General features: G+C 45.3%; 18 protein-coding genes and 1 pseudogene. 2 read left to right on the forward strand and 17 right to left on the reverse strand.

From position 1 onward, the window contains the following. Positions 1-7: 7 nt before the first annotated feature. The 17 genes and pseudogenes from fliD to HPL003_RS04570 form a co-directional block, all read right to left on the reverse strand. Positions 8-1480, reverse strand: coding sequence for a flagellar filament capping protein FliD (gene fliD, locus HPL003_RS04490; protein WP_014278428.1), 1473 nt, complete (start codon positions 1478-1480; stop codon positions 8-10). A 14-nt stretch (positions 1481-1494) separates the two neighbouring features. Next, a complete protein-coding gene (locus HPL003_RS04495; RefSeq protein WP_014278429.1) occupies positions 1495-1878 on the reverse strand; it encodes a flagellar protein FlaG in 384 nt (127 codons plus the stop codon). A gap of 172 nt (positions 1879-2050) precedes the next feature. Beyond that, the gene (locus HPL003_RS04500) at positions 2051-2824 is read right to left on the reverse strand and encodes a flagellin N-terminal helical domain-containing protein (protein ID WP_014278430.1); all 774 of its coding nucleotides are present in this window, start codon (positions 2822-2824) and stop codon (positions 2051-2053) included. Between the two features lie 427 nt (positions 2825-3251). Then, the gene (gene csrA / locus HPL003_RS04505) at positions 3252-3485 is read right to left on the reverse strand and encodes a carbon storage regulator CsrA (protein ID WP_014278431.1); all 234 of its coding nucleotides are present in this window, start codon (positions 3483-3485) and stop codon (positions 3252-3254) included. Continuing rightward, on the reverse strand, positions 3485-3931 hold the full coding sequence (locus HPL003_RS04510) for a flagellar assembly protein FliW (RefSeq protein WP_014278432.1): 447 nt from the start codon (positions 3929-3931) through the stop codon (positions 3485-3487). The genes csrA and HPL003_RS04510 overlap by 1 nt, the downstream gene beginning before the upstream one ends. 83 nt (positions 3932-4014) lie before the next feature. Beyond that, positions 4015-4923: a flagellar hook-associated protein FlgL gene (gene flgL, locus HPL003_RS04515; RefSeq protein WP_014278433.1), complete on the reverse strand. Its 909-nt coding sequence runs from the start codon at positions 4921-4923 to the stop codon at positions 4015-4017. A gap of 24 nt (positions 4924-4947) precedes the next feature. Then, entirely contained in the window at positions 4948-6528 is a 1581-nt protein-coding gene (gene flgK, locus HPL003_RS04520; protein ID WP_014278434.1) for a flagellar hook-associated protein FlgK, read from the reverse strand. A gap of 15 nt (positions 6529-6543) precedes the next feature. After that, positions 6544-7044 (reverse strand): flagellar protein FlgN, encoded by a 501-nt coding sequence (locus tag HPL003_RS04525; protein WP_043922301.1) that lies wholly within the window; start codon positions 7042-7044, stop codon positions 6544-6546. 9 nt (positions 7045-7053) lie between these two features. Next, positions 7054-7329, reverse strand: a complete 276-nt coding sequence (gene flgM / locus HPL003_RS04530) for a flagellar biosynthesis anti-sigma factor FlgM (RefSeq protein ID WP_014278436.1) — start codon at positions 7327-7329, stop codon at positions 7054-7056. 196 nt (positions 7330-7525) lie between these two features. Next, positions 7526-7936, reverse strand: a complete 411-nt coding sequence (locus HPL003_RS04535) for a TIGR03826 family flagellar region protein (RefSeq protein WP_014278437.1) — start codon at positions 7934-7936, stop codon at positions 7526-7528. 811 nt (positions 7937-8747) lie between these two features. Then, on the reverse strand, positions 8748-9209 hold the full coding sequence (locus tag HPL003_RS04540) for a LysM peptidoglycan-binding domain-containing protein (protein WP_014278438.1): 462 nt from the start codon (positions 9207-9209) through the stop codon (positions 8748-8750). 385 nt (positions 9210-9594) lie between these two features. Beyond that, on the reverse strand, positions 9595-9972 hold the full coding sequence (locus tag HPL003_RS04545) for a ComF family protein (RefSeq protein WP_238533446.1): 378 nt from the start codon (positions 9970-9972) through the stop codon (positions 9595-9597). Positions 9973-10508: 536 nt separating this feature from the next. Then, a pseudogene (locus HPL003_RS04550) lies at positions 10509-12199 on the reverse strand (ATP-dependent helicase ComFA); the annotation flags it as partial. Positions 12200-12836: 637 nt separating this feature from the next. Further along, positions 12837-13277 (reverse strand): hypothetical protein, encoded by a 441-nt coding sequence (locus HPL003_RS04555; protein WP_014278440.1) that lies wholly within the window; start codon positions 13275-13277, stop codon positions 12837-12839. 89 nt (positions 13278-13366) lie between these two features. Further along, positions 13367-14089, reverse strand: coding sequence for a response regulator (locus HPL003_RS04560; RefSeq protein WP_007432713.1), 723 nt, complete (start codon positions 14087-14089; stop codon positions 13367-13369). Between the two features lie 4 nt (positions 14090-14093). Then, the gene (locus tag HPL003_RS04565; protein WP_014278441.1) at positions 14094-15254 is read right to left on the reverse strand and encodes a sensor histidine kinase; all 1161 of its coding nucleotides are present in this window, start codon (positions 15252-15254) and stop codon (positions 14094-14096) included. Positions 15255-15301: 47 nt separating this feature from the next. Beyond that, entirely contained in the window at positions 15302-18019 is a 2718-nt protein-coding gene (locus tag HPL003_RS04570; RefSeq protein ID WP_043922556.1) for a stalk domain-containing protein, read from the reverse strand. Positions 18020-18293: 274 nt separating this feature from the next. On the opposite strand from HPL003_RS04570, the gene HPL003_RS04575 reads away from it, so the two are divergent. Continuing rightward, positions 18294-19703, forward strand: coding sequence for an efflux RND transporter periplasmic adaptor subunit (locus HPL003_RS04575; protein ID WP_014278443.1), 1410 nt, complete (start codon positions 18294-18296; stop codon positions 19701-19703). Further along, entirely contained in the window at positions 19700-22816 is a 3117-nt protein-coding gene (locus tag HPL003_RS04580) for an efflux RND transporter permease subunit (RefSeq protein WP_014278444.1), read from the forward strand. Before HPL003_RS04575 ends, HPL003_RS04580 begins: the two co-directional genes overlap by 4 nt. Positions 22817-22846 lie beyond the last annotated feature (30 nt).

Consider the following 22846-nt stretch of genomic DNA (forward strand, 5'->3'; position numbering starts at 1 on the left):
ACCTCCTTTATGACAACATACTTGTAAGACTTGAAGATGTGCTATTGTATTTGTTAATGGATGTCTCCATCGCGGTAAATTTTTTATAATAGTTGGTTTCCATCATCGTTAGACGGCTAGTCATATCACTGATTCGACGATCAAGGCTCGATAATTGCTCTCCCATTGTGCTCGTAGAAAGAAATGAGGAGGTTAGATCCTTACTAACTTTTGAAGTACCCGCTGTATCGGCCATTCTTTGAAGTGAGGTATTCGAAATCTTTTTAAGTTTAGCAATAACACCATCTTGCTGTGTGTATTTATTAGTTAGCGCGGTGCTCGGATCCTGTTTTCCAAAAAAATTCGTGATAACATCCGGATCTTTTTCAACCGCTGCCCGCAATTTGTCTGCATCCAAAATAAGCTTGCCTTTGGTATCATACGTGCCTGTAGTGATTCCAAGCTCAGACATCATTAAGGGCTTATTCTTACCATTTGCATCAACTCTGCCGATATCTACACCTTGAATCATGGCATTACGCATTTCAGATAACGTATCCTGCAGGATAGGATCGTTTCTAAGCATGCCGCTCTTGGCCTTCGTTGTCCATAGCTTGACTTCATCATCACTCATATCCGCTTTTTGTTCCGTCGTAAGGGGAGCATATTTTTTAAATCTCTCCTCACTAACCTTGCCATTGAGTGTAGCGAGAACATCATTATATGCATCGACAAAACTTTGAACATTTTCGACGATCTTATCGGTATCTTTGGTAGCTTCGATCCTTGTCGCAGCACCACCGGCTGCCTTCAGCGTAATATCAATGCCATTAATGGAAAAATTATTAGATGACTTTTTGACTTCAAGTCCATTTACCTTTAGCACAGCATCGGTTCCGTTCGTTGAAGACAGTTTAAACTCATTGCTAATTTGGGAATCAATATTGAGTGCTTGGGAACCGGTGGCTTTACTTGTTAATGACAAACCAGACTTGGCATCATACAGAGCAGTTACTCCAGCCTTACTGTTATCATTAATTTTTTTGACAAACGATTCAATCGTTTCGTTGGCATCCACATCAATGGTGGCCTCACCAACCTGAACCGTACGAGCTGCCCCATCGGCAAATGCAAGCTCAGTACTTGCCTTTTCAGACCATGAGCTGTCTGAGACAGATCTTCCGGCAGTAGCAAGATTTGTTACCGAGATATCCAATACTCCACTGGCAGACGATGAAGCCGATGCAGTCAACGCGTCACTGTTTCCCGTTACTGTTACTTTCTGTGGATTCATCGAAGCAGTACGGCTTAATGTCGTCAGTTTATCTTGTAGAAATGAAACAATTTTAGTACTGGACTCACGATAGTTTTCTCGTTTCCATTCCATTAGCTGCTTTTGTTGATTCAGCTTATCGAGCGGTACACGCTCAGCAGTCATCAGCTTTTTGACCATTGCATCAATATCCATCCCTGAGGCAAGGCCACTTATTCTGGTTACCATAATTGTATATCCCCCTATACTTTTTTATCAATAATGATTCCTGCAATTTCCATCATTCTAGCGGCTATATCCAGAATTTTCTCGGGAGGTACCTCACGAATCAGATCTCCCGTTTCCTTGTTCATCACTTTTATCATGATGGCATGTGTCTTCTCATGCACAGAGATCTCAAGTGTCTTCTGTGGGCCTTGAATAGCATCAATTGCTTTCTGCAGCTCCAAAACTGCTTCCTCATGTGTCGGCTGTTTCTGCGCTGTACCACCTATATTGGTTGTTTGGACAGCATCTTGTGCAACAGAATAATTCGTTTCTGCATCTGAAGGGGCTCCACGTTGTATTCCTGCTGATGGCTGAATCGGCAACAGATTTCCAGTGCTAGAGGGGATCATCGAGTCCATAGAATAACCTCCATTCATAGTTTTAGACACAATAAAACCGTTCTGTATTTGAAATGCCAATACATTATATATCGGTAAATGAGTGCAATTATTTACGAAAAAGCTAAAATAAAAACAAAAAAAAGATCCTGCGAAAAGCAGGATCTTTTTTTGTAACTGCTGTCGTTTAAAATTAACGCAGCAACGACAGTACGCCTTGTGGCGCGGAATTCGCTTGTGACAGCATGGATTGCGAAGCTTGCAGCAAGATGTTGTTTTTGGACAAAGTAACCATTTCTTTTGCCATGTCAGTATCACGAATACGGGATTCGGAAGCTGTCAGGTTTTCAACAGTTGTGCCCAAGTTGTTGGAAGTGTATTCCAGACGGTTTTGCATAGCACCCAAGTTTGCACGTTGCTTAGCAACCGCTTCAATTGCAGCTGTTGTAGCAGACAACTTAACTCCAGAAGTAAGACCTCTGAAACGAGCAGAACTAATACCTTTAATAGTAATTACGAACTTGTCATCATCAGCTTGGATTTTCACACCTGATCCACCGGAAATTGCAATACCGTTGAATTTAGTGTTTGACAGGATTGCGTCAATTTGCTGACCCAATTGACCAAGCTCTGCTTTGATGTTGGATTTATCGCCAGCACTGTAAGTATCATTGGATTGTTGAACGCCCAGTTCTTTCATACGAGTCAACATGGAGGATACTTCGTTCATTGCACCCTCAGCTGTTTGTGCGAAAGAGATACCGTCTTGAACGTTACGTTGTGCTTGTTCCAGACCACGGATTTGACCGCGCATTTTTTCGGAAATGGAGAGACCAGCAGCATCGTCAGCTGCACGGTTGATGCGCAGACCCGAAGACAATTTTTCCATGTTTTTGCTTGCTGCCGTGTTGTTCAATTGCATGTTACGGTGTGTATTTACTGCAGGTAAGTTGTGATTGATAATCATTTTATATTTCCTCCCTGAAATGGTTTGATTCCCACGTCCTTGTGGTATAAGCGTCTTCACAGGTCGGCCGCCCTGAAGAATTACCGCTCTAAAATATATATCGACTCTATGATGAGAATTGTTTATAGCATTTCGATTTTTTTTGAAATATTTTCTTAGAAGTTTACGACCTGGTTATTTCGATTTACCACTCACATTTTACGCAATGATTACTTTATCCAAGTCCGACCTGTCCACGCCTATACTTAAGCTATCAAACTTCCGAAACCACCCAAGTGGAGATCTTCTATATTACGATAAACGGTGGAGTACATGGTTATATCAATTACTGTTCCAGATAATTTAACATAAAATCTAGTCAAACAAAGGCCGACACTTTACTTGTGTCGGCCCTCCTCAATGAATATGCTCCGCTATTATTGGTGAATCAGGACTTTCTCTTATCCATCTCCAACATTGCACTTTGAATGGCATTCGAATCCATAACTGCACTTTGGTTATTTTGCTGAATAGCTTCAAAGACTTCTTTTCGGTAAATATCGATATCCTTAGGAGCAGAAATACCAATTTTAACATTATCCCCTTCGACGGAAAGAACAGTAATGACGATATCATTCTGAATCACAATGGATTCACCCTTTTTACGCGTCAATACGAGCATCAGGACTCACCGCCTTTGCTGGACTCTGTTCCATTCCATAATGGATGCTTAATTGTATAGTCTGTATTCTGCAAAACAATTTGCTTCCCTGTTTGTTGTTCAATGTTAAAAATTAAAGGCGCAAGCAAATTAACCGTTGTTTTGGATTGATCACTGTTCCATGTGCAAATACATCGTACTGCTATCTGTTCTTGATTGGTAATTCCAATGTCCTCAAGAGCATCATCAGACAGCTCAAATTCATAATTATCAAAGAAATCAAATGGATTTACAGTAATGAAAATTGTAGCAGGCTGCTCTACTGCACTGAAAAGACTAAATAATTCATTATGCTCCTGTAGTTGAAATTCTCGAAGTTGTTCAAAGCCAGGTATTCCTTTTGGAAACACATAAAGAATGGTGTTTGCATCTTGCTTTCCTTCATCTAATTTCTGTTTTGGGGTCATTAGTAACTCCTCCTATAAATAGTAACAAAAAAGCTACGGACCATTCGTCCATAGCTTCAAGTTGCAAATGTCAAAGACAAAAATCAACTCATAAAGTCCATCAGAGATGGCTGCATGATCTTGGCAGATGATTTCAAAGCAGCCTCATAAATAGTTTGAGCAGATGTAGCTTGAATCATCAGGCTGGCAACATCAGCATCCTCTGTTTTGGCTTGAAGTGTTGTCAGATTCAAATTACGTTCATCCAAACGAGATTGTACCAATTCAACCCGATTTGTACGCGCACCTACTTCAGACAAACTTGTTTGCATTTTGGTAAAACGGGATTCAATGCTTGAAAGTTGACTTGATATTGCCGTACTATTCCCATTGGTTAATGCAGCAGATAACGAATCTATGACCTTAAAAACATTATCAGCTTCTGTTGATTTTCCGAAAAAATCACTGCCTGATGTATTTACCCGAAATGCATCTTGGTCCCCGATCGCATAACTGACGGCACCTTGATCCGGATTAATCTGATCATAACTCGTGACGGTTGCTGATAGCTGATACGGTGCCTGATCGTAATTTTGCCCATTGAAAACATACTTCCCACGAAGCTGGCTGTTACCAATGTTCATCATTTGTTCTTTTAGTTGGTCAACTTCCAGTTTAATCGAATCCAAGGCGGATTGAGGAAGTGTTTCACTTGAAGCCTGAACTGTCAGCTCTTTAAGCCGCTTCATTACATCACTGGCCTGTTGCATAGTCGTATCAGTAAAATCTAACCAGCTTATAGCTGCATCTGAATTAGTCTTGTATTGTTCATTTGATGCTAGTTCAGCTCTATAACGTAGAGCATAAGTTACTCCTACTGGGTCATCTGAAGGCTTATTCAACTTACGACCTGTAGAAATCTGGTTCTCCATCTTGCCCATATTATTGTTATTCCGATTCAGGTTACTGAGCAGTTGCATATTGGTCATCCCTGAGGTTACTCGAATTGGCATACCTTACTCCACCTTCTCATTATACTAGAGACCTACGCGGCCTGTACCATTAATCAGCTTGTCCAACAGTTGGTCAAATGTAGTCATGAACCGAGAGGCTGCACTATAAGCATGCTGAAATTTGATCATATTGGACATTTCTTCATCCAATGACACCCCACTGACCGACTGACGGTTCATGTCCACTTGCTCGGTCAACAGTTGTGCATTTTGTGATTGTCGCTCTGCTTCCTTGGTTTGGACACCCAATTGTCCTACGATTGAACTGAAGAAGTCATCAACCGTGGTAGTCTGGGCTTGAGTGGTATTAAAGCCAAACTTCACATTTTTCAGGCTCGCCATAGTCAATGCCAAAGCATTGTTACCTATGGTTACCTTCTCATTCGCCGTACCCGTTCCATCCACCCGCAAAGAGCTGGCAATTTTATTGGGATCATCTTGAATATCCTTATTCAGCGTAATATTACCTGCTGTAATGGCAGCCCCATCTTTGGAGGTGAAAAACGCTCCACCTTTTTCCGGTGTCGTACCACTAAGCGTGTACCCTAGCTGATGAAGACCATTAATCCCTTGTACGGTTACCTTCAAATCGGCTGTCAAGGTTCTATTGTTATTCGCATTCGAGTAAGTAACTGCTGTGTTATTGACACCCGAATTCAGTACCGTTCCCTCGGGTAGAACTGTACCTGCGGGCAAAGTAATTTCAATGTTGCCATTTGCCAGCGTATTAGCCAACTGGTCCATCTGACTCTTGTAATCCGCTACATATTTATCCCGGGATAGAATCATACCGTATACTTCTCCGCCGGTTAAAGTCCCCCCCTGATATGCAGCCTCAAGACCAGCCGCCGTAATAGCAGTTACCTCTGTACCCGCAACAGCTACTTGTCCGGCCACCGTTACCTGATAGCCGTTATCCAGCTGAGTTACCTGCACATTCGCAAGTTTGGACAACTGATCAATCGCATAATCCCGCTGATCCCGTAAATCATTCGGATTATCTCCAATTTGCTCCAGTTTATAAATATTACCGTTCAAATCCGCTACAGACTGCAATAATGAGTTCATCTCAGTTGTTTTTAGTGTAACGTTACTAGTCAAATCAGAACTGAGTGCATCCAGCTGTTTGCTGGCCTGATTCATAGCATCTGTCAGAGCAAGCGTAGTCTCTTTTACAATTTTGCGATTCGTGACATCCTGAGGGTCCTGGCTTAGATCAGACCATGCATCCCAAAAGTTATCCATGACCTTGCGGATCCCCGTATCCGAGGGCTCGTTCATAATGGTCTCAAGCTTGTTCAGCGTATCATAGCGGATATCCCAGCCACCTTGAGAAGAACTTTCGTTACGGTACTGGTCATCCAGAAATGTCTGACGAACACGCTCAATAGCGGTAAATTCAACCCCTGTACCCATCTGACCTCTTACAACAGAACGGTTCAAGCCATACGCCTCCATAGATTCAGAGGCTTTCATGCTGACCACTTGTCTGGAATAACCGGCTGTGTTGGCATTGGAAATATTGTGTCCGGTTGTATTTAATGCTGCCGTTTGTGTGTTTAAGCTTCTTTTGGCTGTTTCTATACCATGAAATGTTGAGACCATGTTTTCCTCCTTCTATTAGGCGCGTGTATCAAATAGGCCCGCCGTCACAGTTGATATACTTTTATCAGCTGGGCGCTGGTAAGTCGCTTCCGATTCCGCATAATATGACATACTCTCAATGGAAAAATCGATATAGGAAATCGCCTGCTGTATAAGCTGTTGATTCAACTCATTTAGTTCCTTCAATTCTTGAAGGGTATCCGCCAAATTTTTTTGAATATCAAGGAGCCGCTGCTTGTCTTCTAGATCAAAAACGAGACGTGACAATTCCGTAATATTGAGGTTCAACCTGGACTTAATGCCACGTTCCTGCAAAAATGCATATGCAGCCTGCATGCGTTGTTCATCCAACTGCTCAATGTGTTTGGAAAGCTTCGATTCCTGATTCATGACAGCGATAAGCTGTTCCACCCGATTGGAGATCAGCGCATCTTTTTTCTGCTCTCCTAATGTAATTAATTGCTGATGTGACACTCTGAGGTCCTCCAACACATCAATCAGGCGCTCTAAAGGCATATCCTTCACCTAGCTTTCGGAAGACTGTTTGAAGTAAGGTAACAGCTTCTCTGCAATTTTGTCAGCATCCACACGGTAGGTTCCGGAAGCTACTTGCTGCTTAAGCTCCTGAATCTTTTTAACGCGGTCTGCGTCACTGCTACGGTTCAGCATTTCCATCGCTTCCGGGGAAATCGAGACCTCGTCCTTGCGACGGGATTTCTTTTGTTCCTCTTGGCGTCCTGCTTCAATATTCCGTTGATATGGGTTAATGGCTCCGATGCGGTTGGTCTCGTTAATTTTCATAACTTCCACCTTCCTTATTTATTTGAAATGGTCAGAATGTATCAGACGACATAGCGTCGAACATGGTTCGTATTATGTCTTACTTCTTTATTTTGTGCATGTTTGCTAAAAATAAAAAAACCGATAAGCTCTATAAAGATTATCGGCGGTATTTGAAACTTTTTGAATAGCTGAATTCGTTTTTAATTCCCTTGTACTACTTTCCGCGAAGTTTATCAATCGCACTGTAGGTACCTGAACCCATACCATTACTCTGATCCTGCTTGCTGCTTTCGCTGGCGGCCTGATGCAGGTCTTTGGTCAGACGTGTTCGACAAGAATCGCACATATGCCCTTCCCGAATCGGTGTCCCACATACCTCGCAAGGATACGTCATATTAGGCGCATTAGCAATGGAAATACGTCCCTCACGTATAAAGGTCGTAATTTGCTTAACGGATATCCCGGTAGCCTCCGAAAGCTCATGCATATGAATCCCCTTATTTTCACGTATATATTTGACGCATTGCTCGTATTCAAGCTCAATTTCTTTAATACAGTTTTGGCAGATTCCTCTAACATTCATAATAAACAGCTTTCCACAGCGAGGACAGTTATCCAAGTTCATCTTCTGCAGCGCCCCTTTCCTGTTTCCGGTCTTGTATTAGTGCATCCTTACATTACCTTATACCTAAGAGCCTCGTCTAGCGAATATTTTCAAAAAAGAGTGATAGATTTTACACAATTGCACATTTTGTACGATATCATAATAAAGGTACAAAATGCTTAACATACTCTGTATTAGGAAGGGCACCGAGAAATCTAAGCATTTAATCCCATACCAGCTAATGGAGCCATAACCTAACATCAAATCTTTCCTTACATCTATATATATAGATATGCAAATCGCATGTAACCTAAGGAGACAAATGATTTCTCCCAGATCAATCTAATGCATGTGTCTATTTATCGTCATACAACGCTCAGGTTTTTAGATTAAAATAAAATAAGCGCCATTCCGGTTATTCTGGGAATAGCGCTTCACTATAATTAAAATAGCTGTATATGAGTATAAATGAATGTAGATATACGAATCAAGATGAGGGAAAAACCGGGCGAAACAATCCTCAGAAGAATTCATGTTTACCTGTGCCCCGAATGCCACCAAGTAACTGCTACAAATCCGGGGGGACGGCGCCCATACGAATGCTCCGCACATGGAGTGTGGGTATTCATTATATCAATGCGACAAACATCATCCCAGCTTAAAATCTATCTGAAGATAAGTGTAGACGCACCATTGAAAATTTGCAGTCCAAAAAAACATGCTATTTCACAAATAATTATTCAAAAAAGCATTGTTTTAATAGAGGCCTTCCCGTATACTGTAGTCAAACACTTGGTTTAATAAAAACATTTTATTATGAATTTATAATGAATTATTTATTAGTGTTTGTTTGTGGAACTTGCAGTTCTTGGCCTACTTTAATCAGGTTGTTGATTTTAAGCAGTTCTTCAACAGTTACACCGTATTTTTCAGCAATGGAAGTCAGCGTATCGCCATCTTGAACACTTACTGTGATTGTATTTACAGTAGCTGGTGTTACAGTTGTATTTGTTGGCGCTGTAGTTGCTTGATTGTTGTTCTCAGTAGCTGGTTGAGCTGGTGTTGTGGTTGTAGCATTTTCAGTTGCTTGGATTCCGAAAACTTTTGCTTCGAATGCTCTTTGTGCTGCTTCTTGTTGTTTAATCATTTCCTGTAGTTCTGCTGTATCTTTATTGCGCTCTTGTCCGGATGCTGCCAGTGCATTGCCAGATGCAAGTGGACTCAACAGAGATACTGCACCTAAACTAACTGCCAACATGCTAGATACTGCTACTTTTTTCATTACGTTTTTCATGATTTTTTCTCTCCTCTTTTTTAAGTCAAATTTTAATTAACTGCTTTACTACTGAGCGAGACACTCCCAATGTCCGCTCTGTTGTCGTTAGCTAATCATTTATTACCAAACCATGTTAGCTATCAACAGATAGAAATTGTACTCCTATTTTCCAAATAAATCAACCTCTAAATTGAAATATTCTGTTTTCATCCCTCACTTCCTTACTTTTAGTTTGTGTCTATATTTTTATTATATACCTCTCTCTATCTCGTTGTCAAATCTTGCTTATTGTGCGGTTTAAAAGGCTTCTCTGCTCTAGCATTTGGGCTTTTCTCGGAACGATATGAACCTTTTTTCCTGGCTCTAAACCAAAACTCTCGTAAAGGGGACATGAAATTCAGGCTTATGACCTTGCCAAAGTCAGACAAAAAATGGTCATATGTATACCCTCTTCGGATGCCTTTTCCCCTAAAACACGCGCACACGCTTGTAAAGTACTGCCAGTTGTATAAATATCGTCCACCAGCAAAACAGTAACATATTTATGCTTCTCCATTTTGTGTTGAAAGTCACCGTTTAAAACAAAATGCTTAATTAACTCCGTCATACCTGGCACAACAGAGAACGCATTATACATTGTGTCTGTGCGTTCTTTTTTTGTTTTGAAGCTTTGTTTCCCAGTATCTTGTGGACGAGCAAGTAAAGGTAAAAAGGGCAGCTTATTCCGCCTGGCAAGCTCCTCCGCCAAAATTTGAGCCTGATTGAAACCTCGCTCTGTCAATCGAGTATCGCTTACCGGAACACATGTCACCAAATTCACACTCCGCAGAGACCGATGGAAACGGAAATATTCCAGACCAGCAAACTCATATCTCATAGCCTGATAAGCCCGATGCATCATCTCGCCGAGCGGTGGACCATACTTTTCATTTCCGCGGTACTTAAACTGCCCAATCCACTCTCTCATGATAGGCGTATAGCTAGTCGCACTCCGATTACACACATAGTAGCGTACTGTCCGGTCAGACCTTACACAATCAGGGCAAAATGTCGAGCGTCCACAATGAACACATCGAATGTTGTGAATCCAGGGAATTTGAGCCGAACAAGAAGTACAAATCCCGGGAAACTCGGAAAAACTCCCAGTGTGAATTCCACAAGCGATACATGTTTCCGACTGACGCCGAAGTAGCCAATTCAATAAAAGTTGAACTCTGCGCATCATTTTCATACAAAATGCACCTTTCTTGGTAGTTTACGTGTCAATATAGCATCAGGTTTCACATTTTCAAAAAAAGTTTTTTTTATTTTACGCATTTAATGCTTTACCTCCTGTAGATAGCCCTTTTTTCGCGCTAGTGTATTCATGCGCTTAATTTGTCTAATCGCCCTCTTTTGGCCGCGAGTCCATTGGGGAGATGTAAAAACGACGCTTCCACACGGGTCATCCTTCGACCTACCTGCTCGACCAGCCATTTGTACCAGAGAGGCTTCATCAAAAAGGCTGCTATCCGCGTCCAGTACATACACATCACTTCGTGGAACCGTCACACCGCGCTCCAAAATAGTGGTTGTGACCAGTACACGTATTTCAGTTGCCCGAAAGGAACGTACCTTAGCGTTTCGCTCTTCATCCTGGGATGAAGTGCCCGCAATTGGGATATCAGGCAGGCGTTTGATCAACAATTGTACTAGAGACTGAATATGTGAGATTCGTGTTACAAACAGGAAAACCTGAGCACCGCGATGTATGGATGCGAACAAGCGTTGAATCAGGGATGCAGGAAGCCGCCCTTTTTGCAGCCAATGCTTCACCGAAGCAGTCTCCAAACGGAATGGGACAGGCAGTGGATGACGATGAAAACGAACGGGAACCTTGGCGTGCGGTAATAGGCCCCGTGCAGCCTCTTTTTGCAATAGTATCGGTGGAGTAGCAGACAAATAAATAAATTTCCCCTCCGGCTTACACACAGCCTGTGCGGCAAAGGCGAGCATAGGATCATTGTGATAAGGAAACGCGTCAATCTCGTCAATGACAACCAGATCAAAAGCCTGACGATAACGCAGAAGCTGATGAGTTGTTGCAAGTGTCAGCTGCCCCCCTTGCCAGCGTTCATCACTGCCTCCATAGAGGGTCACCATGCTTACATGGGGAAAGGCGGTTGCCAAACGGGGCGCCAATTCCAGTACCACATCCCGACGCGGTGTCGCTACAAGCGCCGTTCCTCCATGCTCCAGCACATGTTGCAGGAGTGGAAACATCATTTCCGTCTTGCCTGCGCCAGTCACGGCCCAGAGTAAAAATCGCTCTGCCGCGGCATCGGCCTTACTTCCGACGCCAGGCATGTGCCATACACCTTCGCCAGTTGTTGGCGAAGAACGCCCGCTGCTGCTGTCGCGGGCAGGGACATTGCCCTGCGGCGCAGCAGCAGGGCTTGACCCCCGGCGTGCAGCCATGCCACGCCGCAGTAGCTCGCCCGCCGGAGCCAGAGGTTTTGCGGGCGGGAGCGCCCCCGCACCCCACCGGGCGGTGCGGCCAAAAAGCGCAGCGCCGCTTCGGCGGCGGCGCGTTGCGCAGGACTCAGCCCCCAGCGGTCAAGCTTCGCGGCCGAGGCTGTGTCCGCCGTGCGCGGCACGGCGGGTTTCGCTGCACCACGCAGCAGCAGCGAGCACTCACGGCTGCGCCCCAGCGCGAGACACGTCTCGCAGTAGGCGCACGCCCTGCGTCCGCACGATGCACAGCCCGTGCGGTACATCGTCCCGCTGCCGCAACGGTTGCAGCGGAGGAGATCACGCGCGGCGGACCGGCGCGTATGTGGTGCAAGGCCAGCAGCAAACCTGAGCCGGCCTTGCAAGTACGCGAGCTGCGCAGCTGAGCGCCAAACGCGCTCCAAACCTGGCGCCACCTCAGCCAACAGCGCTTCAGCTTCCGGAACGAGCAACTGGCGTCCTGACAGCAAATCAGCCAGCATATCTGCTTGTCGTGCCACACACTCCATATCCAGTTTTTCGATTTCACTGTTAAAATCCCTTGTTGGACTGAGGTACGTTACTCCTGCCATTCTCCGTTCCTCACTCCCTCTCCCAAACATCATGCTGCTTGGATGGAACATCTGCCCATCCCAAATACATATAGCATCGATCCCTCCGGTCAAATTCTGCTCTCCATCAAAAGGCTCTGAATTCAGCTCATCCTTGAGCTGCGCGAGAACGTATTGCCACCATTGCTCCCTTGTCCGTCGCTTCATGTCCGGTGATCCCCTGAACACTTCACACAGCTTGACGCCCCAAGGCAATGGAAGCTCTCGCCCCAGTATCACCCATTTTTCGACAGCATTCTCCTGTCCCTCGTTCCCTATCAGCCACCATGTCATATCTACTCGAATATCCACGGATAAGCGAATATCCCATTTCCCCCTATACCTGACCGCATATACCGCAATTTTCATTTGGCACCCCTTCCACTGCTCAAGTGTTTATTTTCCCTTCTGCTTATAACAACAAAAAAGCACACTTCCATGGCTCATAGCCTGAAGTGTGCTTCACATCATTAGGATTTCAGCGAAATCCCTTTTATCTTGCATATGCAATTCCTTATAAACATTTATATCCGGTTTCGACCGTAATGTCCACAATACTTTGTCATTAACGAACAAGTGGAGCATCCACCAACGGGTTGGCTGTTCTGAGGTCAATAACAACCTGCTTTTCACCGCCTGACCTCGGTAAAACCGGGTTTCCCGGTGAAAAACGATATGAAATGACCGAGACATCCATATGGCTGTAACGCATCATCCGTGTAAGAATCGGCAGCGTATCGTCCTCGGATTCATCATCCAGTACCGTCACATGCAGCGGCCTCCGACGTAACCAGGCAAGTATGCTCAATGAACGCATCACCCATTCCACACGTTCTCCGTCATTAGAAGTAATGACAATATAACGGGTCGGCCGTTGATCCGAAGATAACGCACACACATCATCGCCATTGCGATAAGCTTGAACCGCCTGCCGTATATACATAAGATGCACGACTGCGGCTCCCAGACCATATATAAGCAATATCCAAACCAAATGAGCCATCACGAAGGTTCCACCTCCTCCTATAGCGACAATATATGCCGTATAGCAGGAAGAGGTGTCACGGTTATGTACTGGGTTTCAAAGACTACACTTTACAGCGTAACCCATCCGTATTTGATTGAGTTAATAACCGCTTGTGTCCGGTCATCAACCTCCATTTTTTGCAAAATACTGCTGACATGGTTTTTGACCGTTTTTTCACTAATGAATAAATATTCACCGATCATCTTGTTGCTCTTGCCTTCTGCCATTAAGCGCAGCACTTCAGCCTCACGACGGGTCAGCGGGTTATTTTCGCCTGCGACGAACTTCACGCCAGCTTCCTTGGTATGACCTTCAGCCATAGCCCCGGTTTCATTCAGGTACGTCATCCGACGGAGCTGCTGAATGAGTTTACCCGTTACCTTCGGATGAATAAACGCATACCCTTCATGTACAGAGCGAATCGCGTTAATGAGGGACTCGGCCTCCATATCTTTTAACAGGTAGCCATTAGCTCCCTTGCGCAACGTCTCGAATACATAGCTTTCATCATCATGGATGGACAGAATGATAACTTTGACATCGGGGAACATCTCACGCAGTTTTTCAGTTGCCTCCACACCGTTTTCAATAGGCATATTAATGTCCATCAGAACGATATCCGGCTTCTCTACATTACAGAACTCCAACACCTGAATACCATCGCCACATTCACCGATGACCTCAATGTCGTCCTCCATATTCAAAATACGTTTAAGCCCTTCACGGAACAACTGATGATCGTCCGCCAAGAGTACTTTAATGGGTGCGTTACTAATTTCCTGATTTTCCATGTTGTTACTCCTTTCCCTTTTCCACGTTGGTTGGGATATGAATCACTATCTTGGTGCCTTGATTCTCAGCTGATTCGATCTCCATTCTCCCCTCGAGCAGTTCAACCCTTTCCCGCATACCAATCAGACCAAAATGTCCATGATCTTTGCTTTTCTGCTGAAAAAGCTCTGGCTTAAAGCCCAGACCGTTATCCTGCACCACGATTTTTACAAGCTGCGCCTGATAAGTAATCTCAACAAGCACATAGGTAGGATAAGCATGCTTGGCAGCGTTGGTCAAAGCTTCTTGGATCAGACGGTAAATGGCTGCTTCCATCGCGGAAGAGAGACGGTGTTCCTTGCCCCTTGTTTCAAAAAGCGATCTAATCTTCGTTTTCTCTTCAAAATCCTGCACATATTTCCGGAGCGTCGGAATAAGTCCCAAGTCATCCAGGGCCATAGGACGCAGATTGAAAATAACCTTTCGCATTTCCTCAAGACTGGAGCGAACCTGTTTCTTCAAGTCTACTATTTCGTCCTGGACCATCTTAAATTCCTGCTTAGCGATCATTCTTTCCACAATTTCCGTCCTAAGCACTAGATGCGCAAGAAGCTGTGCAGGTCCATCGTGAATTTCACGGGATATCCGCTTGCGCTCCTCTTCCTGGGCTAAAATAATTTTCAGACCAATAAACTGCCGGTTTTTGGCCGATTCGATGATCCGCGTTACTTGTCCCAACTCACCAGACAAGTATTCCAGCACGACGCCCATCTGCGAACCGATGGTTTCGGCCCGCTCGACAGAGGCCTCGACACTTTTAGCCCGCTTTTGAAGATCATCTCTTCTGGCCTTGAGGTACATTTCCTTCTCGCGAAAGATCATCACATCGAGTTGAAGCTGTGTTGCTTTCTCGTAAGCCTGCTTGATATCCTCTTCCGAATAGCGGACAAAGTCTCGGCTGACCTCAGTCAGCCGAATACGGGACCGCCGATAGTTCATCTCCAACTGGTCCACCTTTTCAATCGTTTCCGCCGTTTCCTTCAGGACGCTCTGGAGTTCCTGATTTAATGTGAGCAGCTCGGTCCGGGCCGTGTCCAAAATTTCGAACATCTGATATTTACTGTTCTCCATCACCTGGATGGCATTCTTAATGACTCGGTCTATGATATCGGCTTGAAAGTCCACAAATGTTCTACTCCAATCCTAGCATTTCAAGTATATATCATACCATATCATGACTGGAGGGTAATGGTCTTCGTTTCTTGTTCCCATTTTACAGCCATTCCTAACTGCTCTGACACGAGTCTTAATGGGACTAAAGTCCTACCACCTAACACAATGGGCGCTACATCAGTGCTCTGACGCTTGCCGTTCAGGACGACTTCTTTTTTACCCACCGTCAAATCCATCAGCACACCACCACGCATAATCGTAATCCGCTGATCGCCTGCGTTCCACTTGGCTTGCCCGCCAAAAGCGTCCAGCACGTACTTGATCGGCACATACGTTGAGCCGTTGCGGGTCATCGGAGCCGCATCAATTGTTGTTGGCGTCCCGTTCACAGTCATTGACTTTTGTCCGATTGTCATTTGAGCCGTTCCTTTTTTGAGTCCTTCGGTTCCGACCGTTCCCGGTGTATTAAAAGAAATATTATCAAAAGCAATATTACCCGTCTTAGCGCGCTCATCCTGACCTTCTGCCACATTGACTACATACAGGCGCTTGAGCTTCGCCGGATATGAAATATTCAAACCGCTCATGTCTGCGTTAATTGTTTTCCAGCCGTTCCAGTCAATCACTTTGGCCAGGTCTATATATGCCGTTTTGCCTTGGGCATCTTCCAGCTCCGCACGCAACCAGTTCAGGCTCTTATCCCCTCTAACATCAATCGAGATGGATGTAGCCGCTTGTTCGAGCGTTTTGCCAGTTGTACCGTTCAACTGGGCGTAGGCATACATTTTACCACTGCCGTTCGTCATGTCGTAGTTCAGCTCAAGCACTTTGGAATTGGCATGGTCGCCATCTCCTTGTACAACAGCCGCTGTGCCGGTAACGCCTTCCACATTCGAAGTAAAGTCAACCGGATACGAAACATTTTCGAAGTTCTCCCAGTTGTTTGTGCTCGCCCCGCCAGCAGACAGGAAGACGACCGCGCTGAAACCATCGTAGCGACCGATGGCATAGCCCGTTTTCACACCCGCATCCACCGTGTTTACTGTAAGCTGATTGTCCTTAACACTTCCCTTGAAGCCGATGAACTCCCATTTGAGCGCATCTGACGAAATGCTGACGCTCTGGCCGTCTTTCGTCTTTGCAGTTACCGGAACCGCAATTTTAGCTCCTGCCGTAAGCGATCCTGTCCCACTGCCTGCTGTAAGTGATGAAATTTCATCTGCTCCCAGCACAGTAACCTTGGTTGTAGCACTGGCTGAGCCACTGGACGCCGTCAACGTAGCTGTTCCTGGTTTGGCCCCCTTCACAACCCCACCACTCACCGACACCACAGACGGATTGCTCGATTTCCACGTCACTTGTACATTCGAGGTATCGAACGGATTGTAGTAGGTGTCATAGCCTTTAAAAGAATAGCTTCCGGTCTGACCGATAAGCAGCGTTTTATTGCCTTTAATCGTGAAGCCTTTGAGCGTCCCTTTAGGCGCACTGGTGTACACACCCACACCGTTCACGACGCTCCGTTGCTCCGTACCGTATTCCGTATTGAACGTAAGCCCTGCTGTCGTATCCCCCAAATCGCGGGTTACCATCGTGGTGGAGCCGCCGCCATCCAGGTTCATACCCTTCCAGACACCGATATCTTTCATCAGCGTTTGCAGCTCACTCAGGGATACACCAACGCTGTTCCCGTTCTTCTCAACGGCAATGACATAAGCGTAACGCTTGTCACGAGAATATCCCAAAGCCGTCCGCGCCCTCGTCCCGCCTATGCTCGTTGTACTGCGGGAAAACGAAGTTTTCTGACCGTCATTCACCAATATGGTGTGTCCGCCAATCATCATCTGGAGATTGGAAGGATCCACCTCACTCCCTGTCGATTTGACACGAAGATGATAGCTGGTTTCTACCGTTTCTCCCACTGTCAGATGGGCTTTGACATAATCGGCCGCTTTGCCGTGAGTACGTAAAATATAGCCGTCCTGCGGCACAGTCATATTCAATGTAGCGTCGTTGGAAATTTGTGTAACCACACCATTTTGCACCAACACCTCGGTAGGCGTTGTTGAGCTGTTTTTCGGCCGCTCAATTGCCTTCCAGGCAGATGTATAAATATACATAGCGTTGGAATGACTATAGCTGCTTCCACTCGTTTCAGGCGAATACGAAGCCTTATTCATCCCCGCTAAAGGGAAAGTTGATCCATCCCCGGCTTTTACTGTTCCTTCAAAGGTAAACTGCTCCACCATTGGGGAACCGTCCTTGGTTACTGCAAAAGCATACATCCCCGTTAAATCAGACGGAGTAGACATCAATACTCCCTTCGATACTTGTCCACCAATCGGGGCACCCTCGCTGGAGGTATTAAAATAATCTCCGTTCACACCAGCGACTGCTCCGGTCTCTTTTGCCATACCACCTGTGCTTTGACGAGTCGTGAACTGTCCATTTTTCCCGGTCATAACATCCAGCTTGACGTATGGATTTTGCAAGTCTACCCGGACGATATCAGCTAACGCTGTTCCTTTGGAGCCTTTAAAACGATATTTCATCAATGTTGCACCAGAAGTAATGATTTCTTCCCCCAACTTTACAGTTGAACCGGAAGCTGCACTCGCAATCGGCGCAGACATCCAGTCGTTTAAAGGAATTAGGGCACCTGTTCCGGCTACGGGTCCAACCCACAATACTCCCGCCAGTGTCAAAACAGCCCATCTTTTAATGATCCCTCTGCCATCTACCTTCTCATTGCCATGTTTCCTATTCCCTAAAACCATATGGATGATAGCTCTCCCATCTTCATTGTATTCAAACGGACTTTTCCGATCATGTACTTTAAACTCTATCAATTAAACAAAAAAAGCCTCTTATGTTAATAGACTTATTATAAAGGCAAAAGTTACGAAAATCCCGTTAACTATTTCATAAAACACAAACTATAAATTGACGAATGCATAATCAGCACACTATAATACACTTGAACTAACAAGTTCAAATAATACTAATCAGTTCAGGTCTGATTTTTGTGACCTATCGTGGAGGTTTGAAATCATGAATAAACAACGGGCACTCATCGTGCTTACTTTATCCCTGAGCATAGCGACCGCTGGATGTTCCAGCGTGGAGAAAGATGCCACTCTAGGCTCAGCTGCACAGCCAACCGTTGTGCGTACTGCAGTTGTCAAATCCTCTCCGCTCCATACTGCCTATAACTTGTCAGGCACTCTTCAGGCTTATGAGGAAAACACACTGGCTTTTCAAAATGGAGGCACCGTAGCCAGTGCATTTCTCACTGTCGGCACCGCTGTACAGAAGGGCGCGGTGATTGCTCGTTTGGATGACGCTGACTACAAGCTTCAGGTTGCACAGGCGACAGCCTCCATCCTGGAGGCACAGGCTGGGATAGATAACGCACAGGCTAACCTACAAGCAGCTGCCTCTGCGATTCAATCCGCCGATGCTGGCATCACAGGTGCTCGCGCGAATGTCGACAAGGTCAATAAAGGTGCGCGTGCTCAAGAGAAACAGCAAGCGCAAGCCGCTGTAGATAAGGCACAAAGCGCTTATAACAAGGCCAAGACGGATAGCGAACGTACACAGAAGCTGTTTGAGGCAGGCGCTGCTACCGCGTCGGATAACGAGAATGCCCGCCTGAATGCTACGGCAGCCCAGAAAGATCTGGAGCAAGCCAAGGAATCCCTGTCCCTTTTGCTGGAAGGAGCTACAGCCGAAGATCATCAATCCGCCCAGGCTTCCTTTCAGGATGCGCTTGCAGGTAAAAGCAAAGCTTATGCTGCCAGTGAACAGGCGGAGGCTTCCAAAAAACAAGCTAGTGCCAACTACGAAAAAGCCCTTGTCGCCAAGGGGCAAGCAGAACTCGCACTATTACGTACCCGTCTAATTTCTCCTGTGAACGGCGTTATTTTAGGCAAAAGCGTGAATACAGGTGACTTGGTCGCTTCAGGCCAGGCCATCTATCGCATAGGCTCCATTGATCGTCTCAAAGTACTACTTCCGGTACCGGACAGTGAAATCAGGGATTGGAAAAAAGGGCAACCGGTGAATGTGGTGCTATATGAAGAAAGCCGCCAAGGTACGGTTTCCAACATCTATCCTTCAACCAGTACCGATACGGGAAGAGTTAACGTAGAGGTCGTTATAAACAATCCACAGCGAGACTGGTTACCCGGTCAGGTCATTAAAGCTGCTCAGCAGGTGACAGACAAGAACGGCATTCTCGTTCCCGCCGAAGCGGTCATTAACACGGGAAGCAAGCCTTTTATTTTCAAAGATGTTAAAGGGAAAGCTGTTAAAACACCCGTAGAGCTTGGCGATCAGGTTGTAGAAAATCAATTGCAAATCGTATCCGGCCTTCGTGAAGGTGAACGTATTGTCATTAAAGGGTCAGAAAACCTGTTTGATGGAAATGTGATTCAGTCGGAGGAAGGCGGGCGCCCATGATTGAGTATATCGTAAAAAAACGAAAAATTACGTTGCTGTTTTTTGTCATGCTGATTTTAATTGGGACTTTCGGATTTTTCCAGTTACCAAAGCAGGAAATGCCAGATGTCACGATACAGAATGCTATAGTAACAACAGTCTACCCTGGCGCTTCACCACAAAAAGTAGAACAAACCGTAACCAAAGAACTGGAAAAGCGTATTAAGGAAGTTGAAGGTGTTAAAACGATTAATTCGACTTCTGGTAACGGATTCTCCTCTATTTTAATCGAATCCAAAAATGGAGTTGATCCTCAAACCGTCTGGGATAATATGCGTAAAAAAGTACAGGATGCGCAAGCTGATCTTCCCGAAGGTGCTGAAGTACCTGTTGTAAATGACAAGCTAACCAGCTCGTTTATCGGCTCCTATGCCCTGGTCGCTGACTCTCCTGCACCGCTGTATAAACTAAATGATTTGACCACAACGTGGAAAGATCAGCTCAATACATTATCAGGTATATCAAGTGTCAAGTTCAATGGTCTTCCTGACCAGGAAGTACGTGTCCAAATCGACAATCAGAAACTTCAGCAGTACCATCTGTCGTGGGGGCAGGTCGCACAAGCGATCCAGTCACAAATTGATCGAGTTCCTACCGGTGATATTGAATACAACGGGCGCACCTTTCAACTCATTGTCAGGGAAACTCAAAAAGCCGAAGAATTAAATCAGGCCATTCTGACACGTACAGAGGAAGGGGCTCCTGTGTATTTGCGAGATGTCGCTACAACGGAGCTGGCACATCCCCAAGCAGAATACTTTGCCTATGTTGGGGGTAAACCAGCCATTACGCTAAGCATTGGAGCAGAAAAAGGCACAGACGTCCCACCTATGAGCGAAAAGGTCAATACCAAGCTCAAAGAGCTGGAGAAAACACTTCCCGAAGGTGTTCGCCTTGAAACTCTTTTTGCACAAAAAGATCAGGTAGATCATATCTTCGAGGACTTACAACGTGAAACAATTCTTGCGATTGTGGCTGTTATTCTCGTTTGTATGTTGGGCTTGAATTTGCTTACCTCTGCTTTTGTCGCACTGGCGATTCCGATTTCGGTTGCGATTGCTATTATCTTTCTGCCTATGCTCGGTATTACACTCAATCAAATTTCCGTTGTCGGTCTGATCATTGTACTTGGCATACTCGTCGATGACGCCGTAGTGGTCAATGATAATATTGAGCGGAGACTTACGGAATTAGGAGAATCGCCTAAAGATGCAGCTATAAAAGGAACCAAAGAGGTGATGCTTTCTATTTTGGTTGCCACACTGGCTACCATCTCAGCCTTTGCTCCACTGTTGTTTCTACCCGGAAATGTAGGGGCATTCATCAAGCCTATTCCCGCCATTGTTTCGCTGACTATGCTTGCCTCCATGATCATGTCACTCACCATCATCCCTATTTTCCGAGAATGGTATGAGAAACGCAGGCAAACTCGTCACCCTAAGGTTAAAACTAAACCGGCAGGCTTGTTGGGACAACAGATTCAGACTTTAAACAAGCTGTATTCACAAAAGCTGATGCCCAAAGTCATTAAGCGTCCCTTGCTGACTGCAATGGCAGGACTCATGCTTGGAACAGCCGCTTATGGATTGGTTCCTTTCACTTCAGTTGAACTCTTTCCTGAATCGGAGGACCCTCATGTTGTATTAAAAATAAAAATGCCTATAGGTACCTCAGTGACAGAAACAGATCAGGTCGTCAAAGACATTGCAAGCTGGGTAAAGAAGCAACCCGAAACCTCCAAGGTCGTTTACAGTGCCGGAGGAACTGCACCGCAACTATTCAGCGACATTAACAGTTCGGGCGGTGATATTAGATATGATGAAACTGTAGGACAAGTTGCAGTCGTTGGCAAAAAAAATATTTTTGATCTCGATACGACAGTCAATGCTTGGGAAAAGCATGTTAAAAGGTCCTATCCTGAAGCTACGGTGACGATGTATATTCCTCGTCTTGGAGTCCCAGTGGGTAAGCCCGTCGCTATTCGGATTTCAGGTCAGAACCTGAAGCAGCTGCAAAACCTTGCCCAAAAAGTAAAAGAGCAGATCGCCACGGTAGAGGGTACAACCGGCATCATGGATGATATAGGAATAGAAAGATATGCACTGGATTTGCAGGTTAACAAGCAAGCCATGGATCAGTACCTGGTAAGCTATACAGATCTGACCCGTACTCTGCTTCTATTAAAAGAAGGGGCTAAAGTTAGCCAATTTGATACAGGTAACGATCTGGTGGATATTAAATTGTATTTGAATCATAGCAACGAGGAGCCCAGCGCGCTTTTCCAACAACTAAGTGTGGTCAATTCAGCCGGTGTGCAGATTCCGTTAAACCAGCTCGTACAGGTGAAGCCATCATTTGCTATTCAGCAAATCAAGCATTACAATATGGAGCGGACGATTACGGTGGAAGCCGACTTGAACGGGCGAACTGCAAGCGAAGCGATGGTGGATGTAGAAAGCAAACTGGGACAAATGAAGTTCCCTGAAGGTTATAAATGGGAGGTAGGCGGCGAAACCTCCGATCAGTCCACCATATTCGGGGATTTAGGTAAGCTGGCGATCGTTGTAGTCCTGCTCATTTTACTACTGATCACCATGCAGTTTTATTCCCTGTCCATTCCTATTATCATTATGACGACCGTATACTTGGCAGCAGCCGGCGGTATTATTGGTATTTTCTTAACAGGTATGCCTATCGGTTTTATGAGTATTATGGGGATTATTGCACTCGCAGGTATTGTTGTACGGAACGGTATTGTCTTAATTGAATTTATCGAGGACGCCCGTCATGAAGGAATGGAGCTAAAGGAAGCCGTGATACAAGCAGCCTCTGCCCGCTTTAGACCCATTTTATTGACTTCACTGGCAGCCATTGTAGGAATGATCCCGTTAGCTCTATTGGGAAGCCTTCTCTTCAAACCACTGGCCTTTACCGTCATTTTCGGTTTGTTGTTTTCAACCTTGTTAACCTTGTTCGTCGTGCCGTCCTTGTATATGATTATGGCCAAGTTCAAAATGCGCCGTCAACTCAAAAAGCAGCAACACACGGTTATTACACACGACCAACCTTTGTAGTTGCATACAGTGAAGTACACTGTCGGATTG

Source organism: Paenibacillus terrae HPL-003 (genome assembly GCF_000235585.1).
Classification (GTDB): Bacteria; Bacillota; Bacilli; order Paenibacillales; family Paenibacillaceae; genus Paenibacillus; species Paenibacillus terrae_B.

Excerpts from the sequence above, each read along its gene's own strand:
- HPL003_RS04510 (WP_014278432.1), bottom strand. The coding sequence starts at position 3,931 with ATGACCCCAAAACAGAAATTAGATGAAGGAAAGCAAGATGCAAACACC.
- HPL003_RS04500 (WP_014278430.1), bottom strand. The coding sequence starts at position 2,824 with ATGATTATCAATCACAACTTACCTGCAGTAAATACACACCGTAACATG.
- flgK (WP_014278434.1), bottom strand. The coding sequence starts at position 6,528 with ATGGTCTCAACATTTCATGGTATAGAAACAGCCAAAAGAAGCTTAAAC.
- HPL003_RS04575 (WP_014278443.1), top strand. The coding sequence starts at position 18,294 with ATGAATAAACAACGGGCACTCATCGTGCTTACTTTATCCCTGAGCATA.
- HPL003_RS04580 (WP_014278444.1), top strand. The coding sequence starts at position 19,700 with ATGATTGAGTATATCGTAAAAAAACGAAAAATTACGTTGCTGTTTTTT.
- HPL003_RS04495 (WP_014278429.1), bottom strand. The coding sequence starts at position 1,878 with ATGGACTCGATGATCCCCTCTAGCACTGGAAATCTGTTGCCGATTCAG.
- flgM (WP_014278436.1), bottom strand. The coding sequence starts at position 7,329 with ATGAAAATTAACGAGACCAACCGCATCGGAGCCATTAACCCATATCAA.
- HPL003_RS04540 (WP_014278438.1), bottom strand. The coding sequence starts at position 9,209 with ATGAAAAACGTAATGAAAAAAGTAGCAGTATCTAGCATGTTGGCAGTT.
- flgL (WP_014278433.1), bottom strand. The coding sequence starts at position 4,923 with ATGCCAATTCGAGTAACCTCAGGGATGACCAATATGCAACTGCTCAGT.
- csrA (WP_014278431.1), bottom strand. The coding sequence starts at position 3,485 with ATGCTCGTATTGACGCGTAAAAAGGGTGAATCCATTGTGATTCAGAAT.
- fliD (WP_014278428.1), bottom strand. The coding sequence starts at position 1,480 with ATGGTAACCAGAATAAGTGGCCTTGCCTCAGGGATGGATATTGATGCA.
- HPL003_RS04560 (WP_007432713.1), bottom strand. The coding sequence starts at position 14,089 with ATGGAAAATCAGGAAATTAGTAACGCACCCATTAAAGTACTCTTGGCG.
- HPL003_RS04535 (WP_014278437.1), bottom strand. The coding sequence starts at position 7,936 with ATGAACTTGGATAACTGTCCTCGCTGTGGAAAGCTGTTTATTATGAAT.
- HPL003_RS04525 (WP_043922301.1), bottom strand. The coding sequence starts at position 7,044 with ATGCCTTTAGAGCGCCTGATTGATGTGTTGGAGGACCTCAGAGTGTCA.
- HPL003_RS04570 (WP_043922556.1), bottom strand. The coding sequence starts at position 18,019 with ATGGTTTTAGGGAATAGGAAACATGGCAATGAGAAGGTAGATGGCAGA.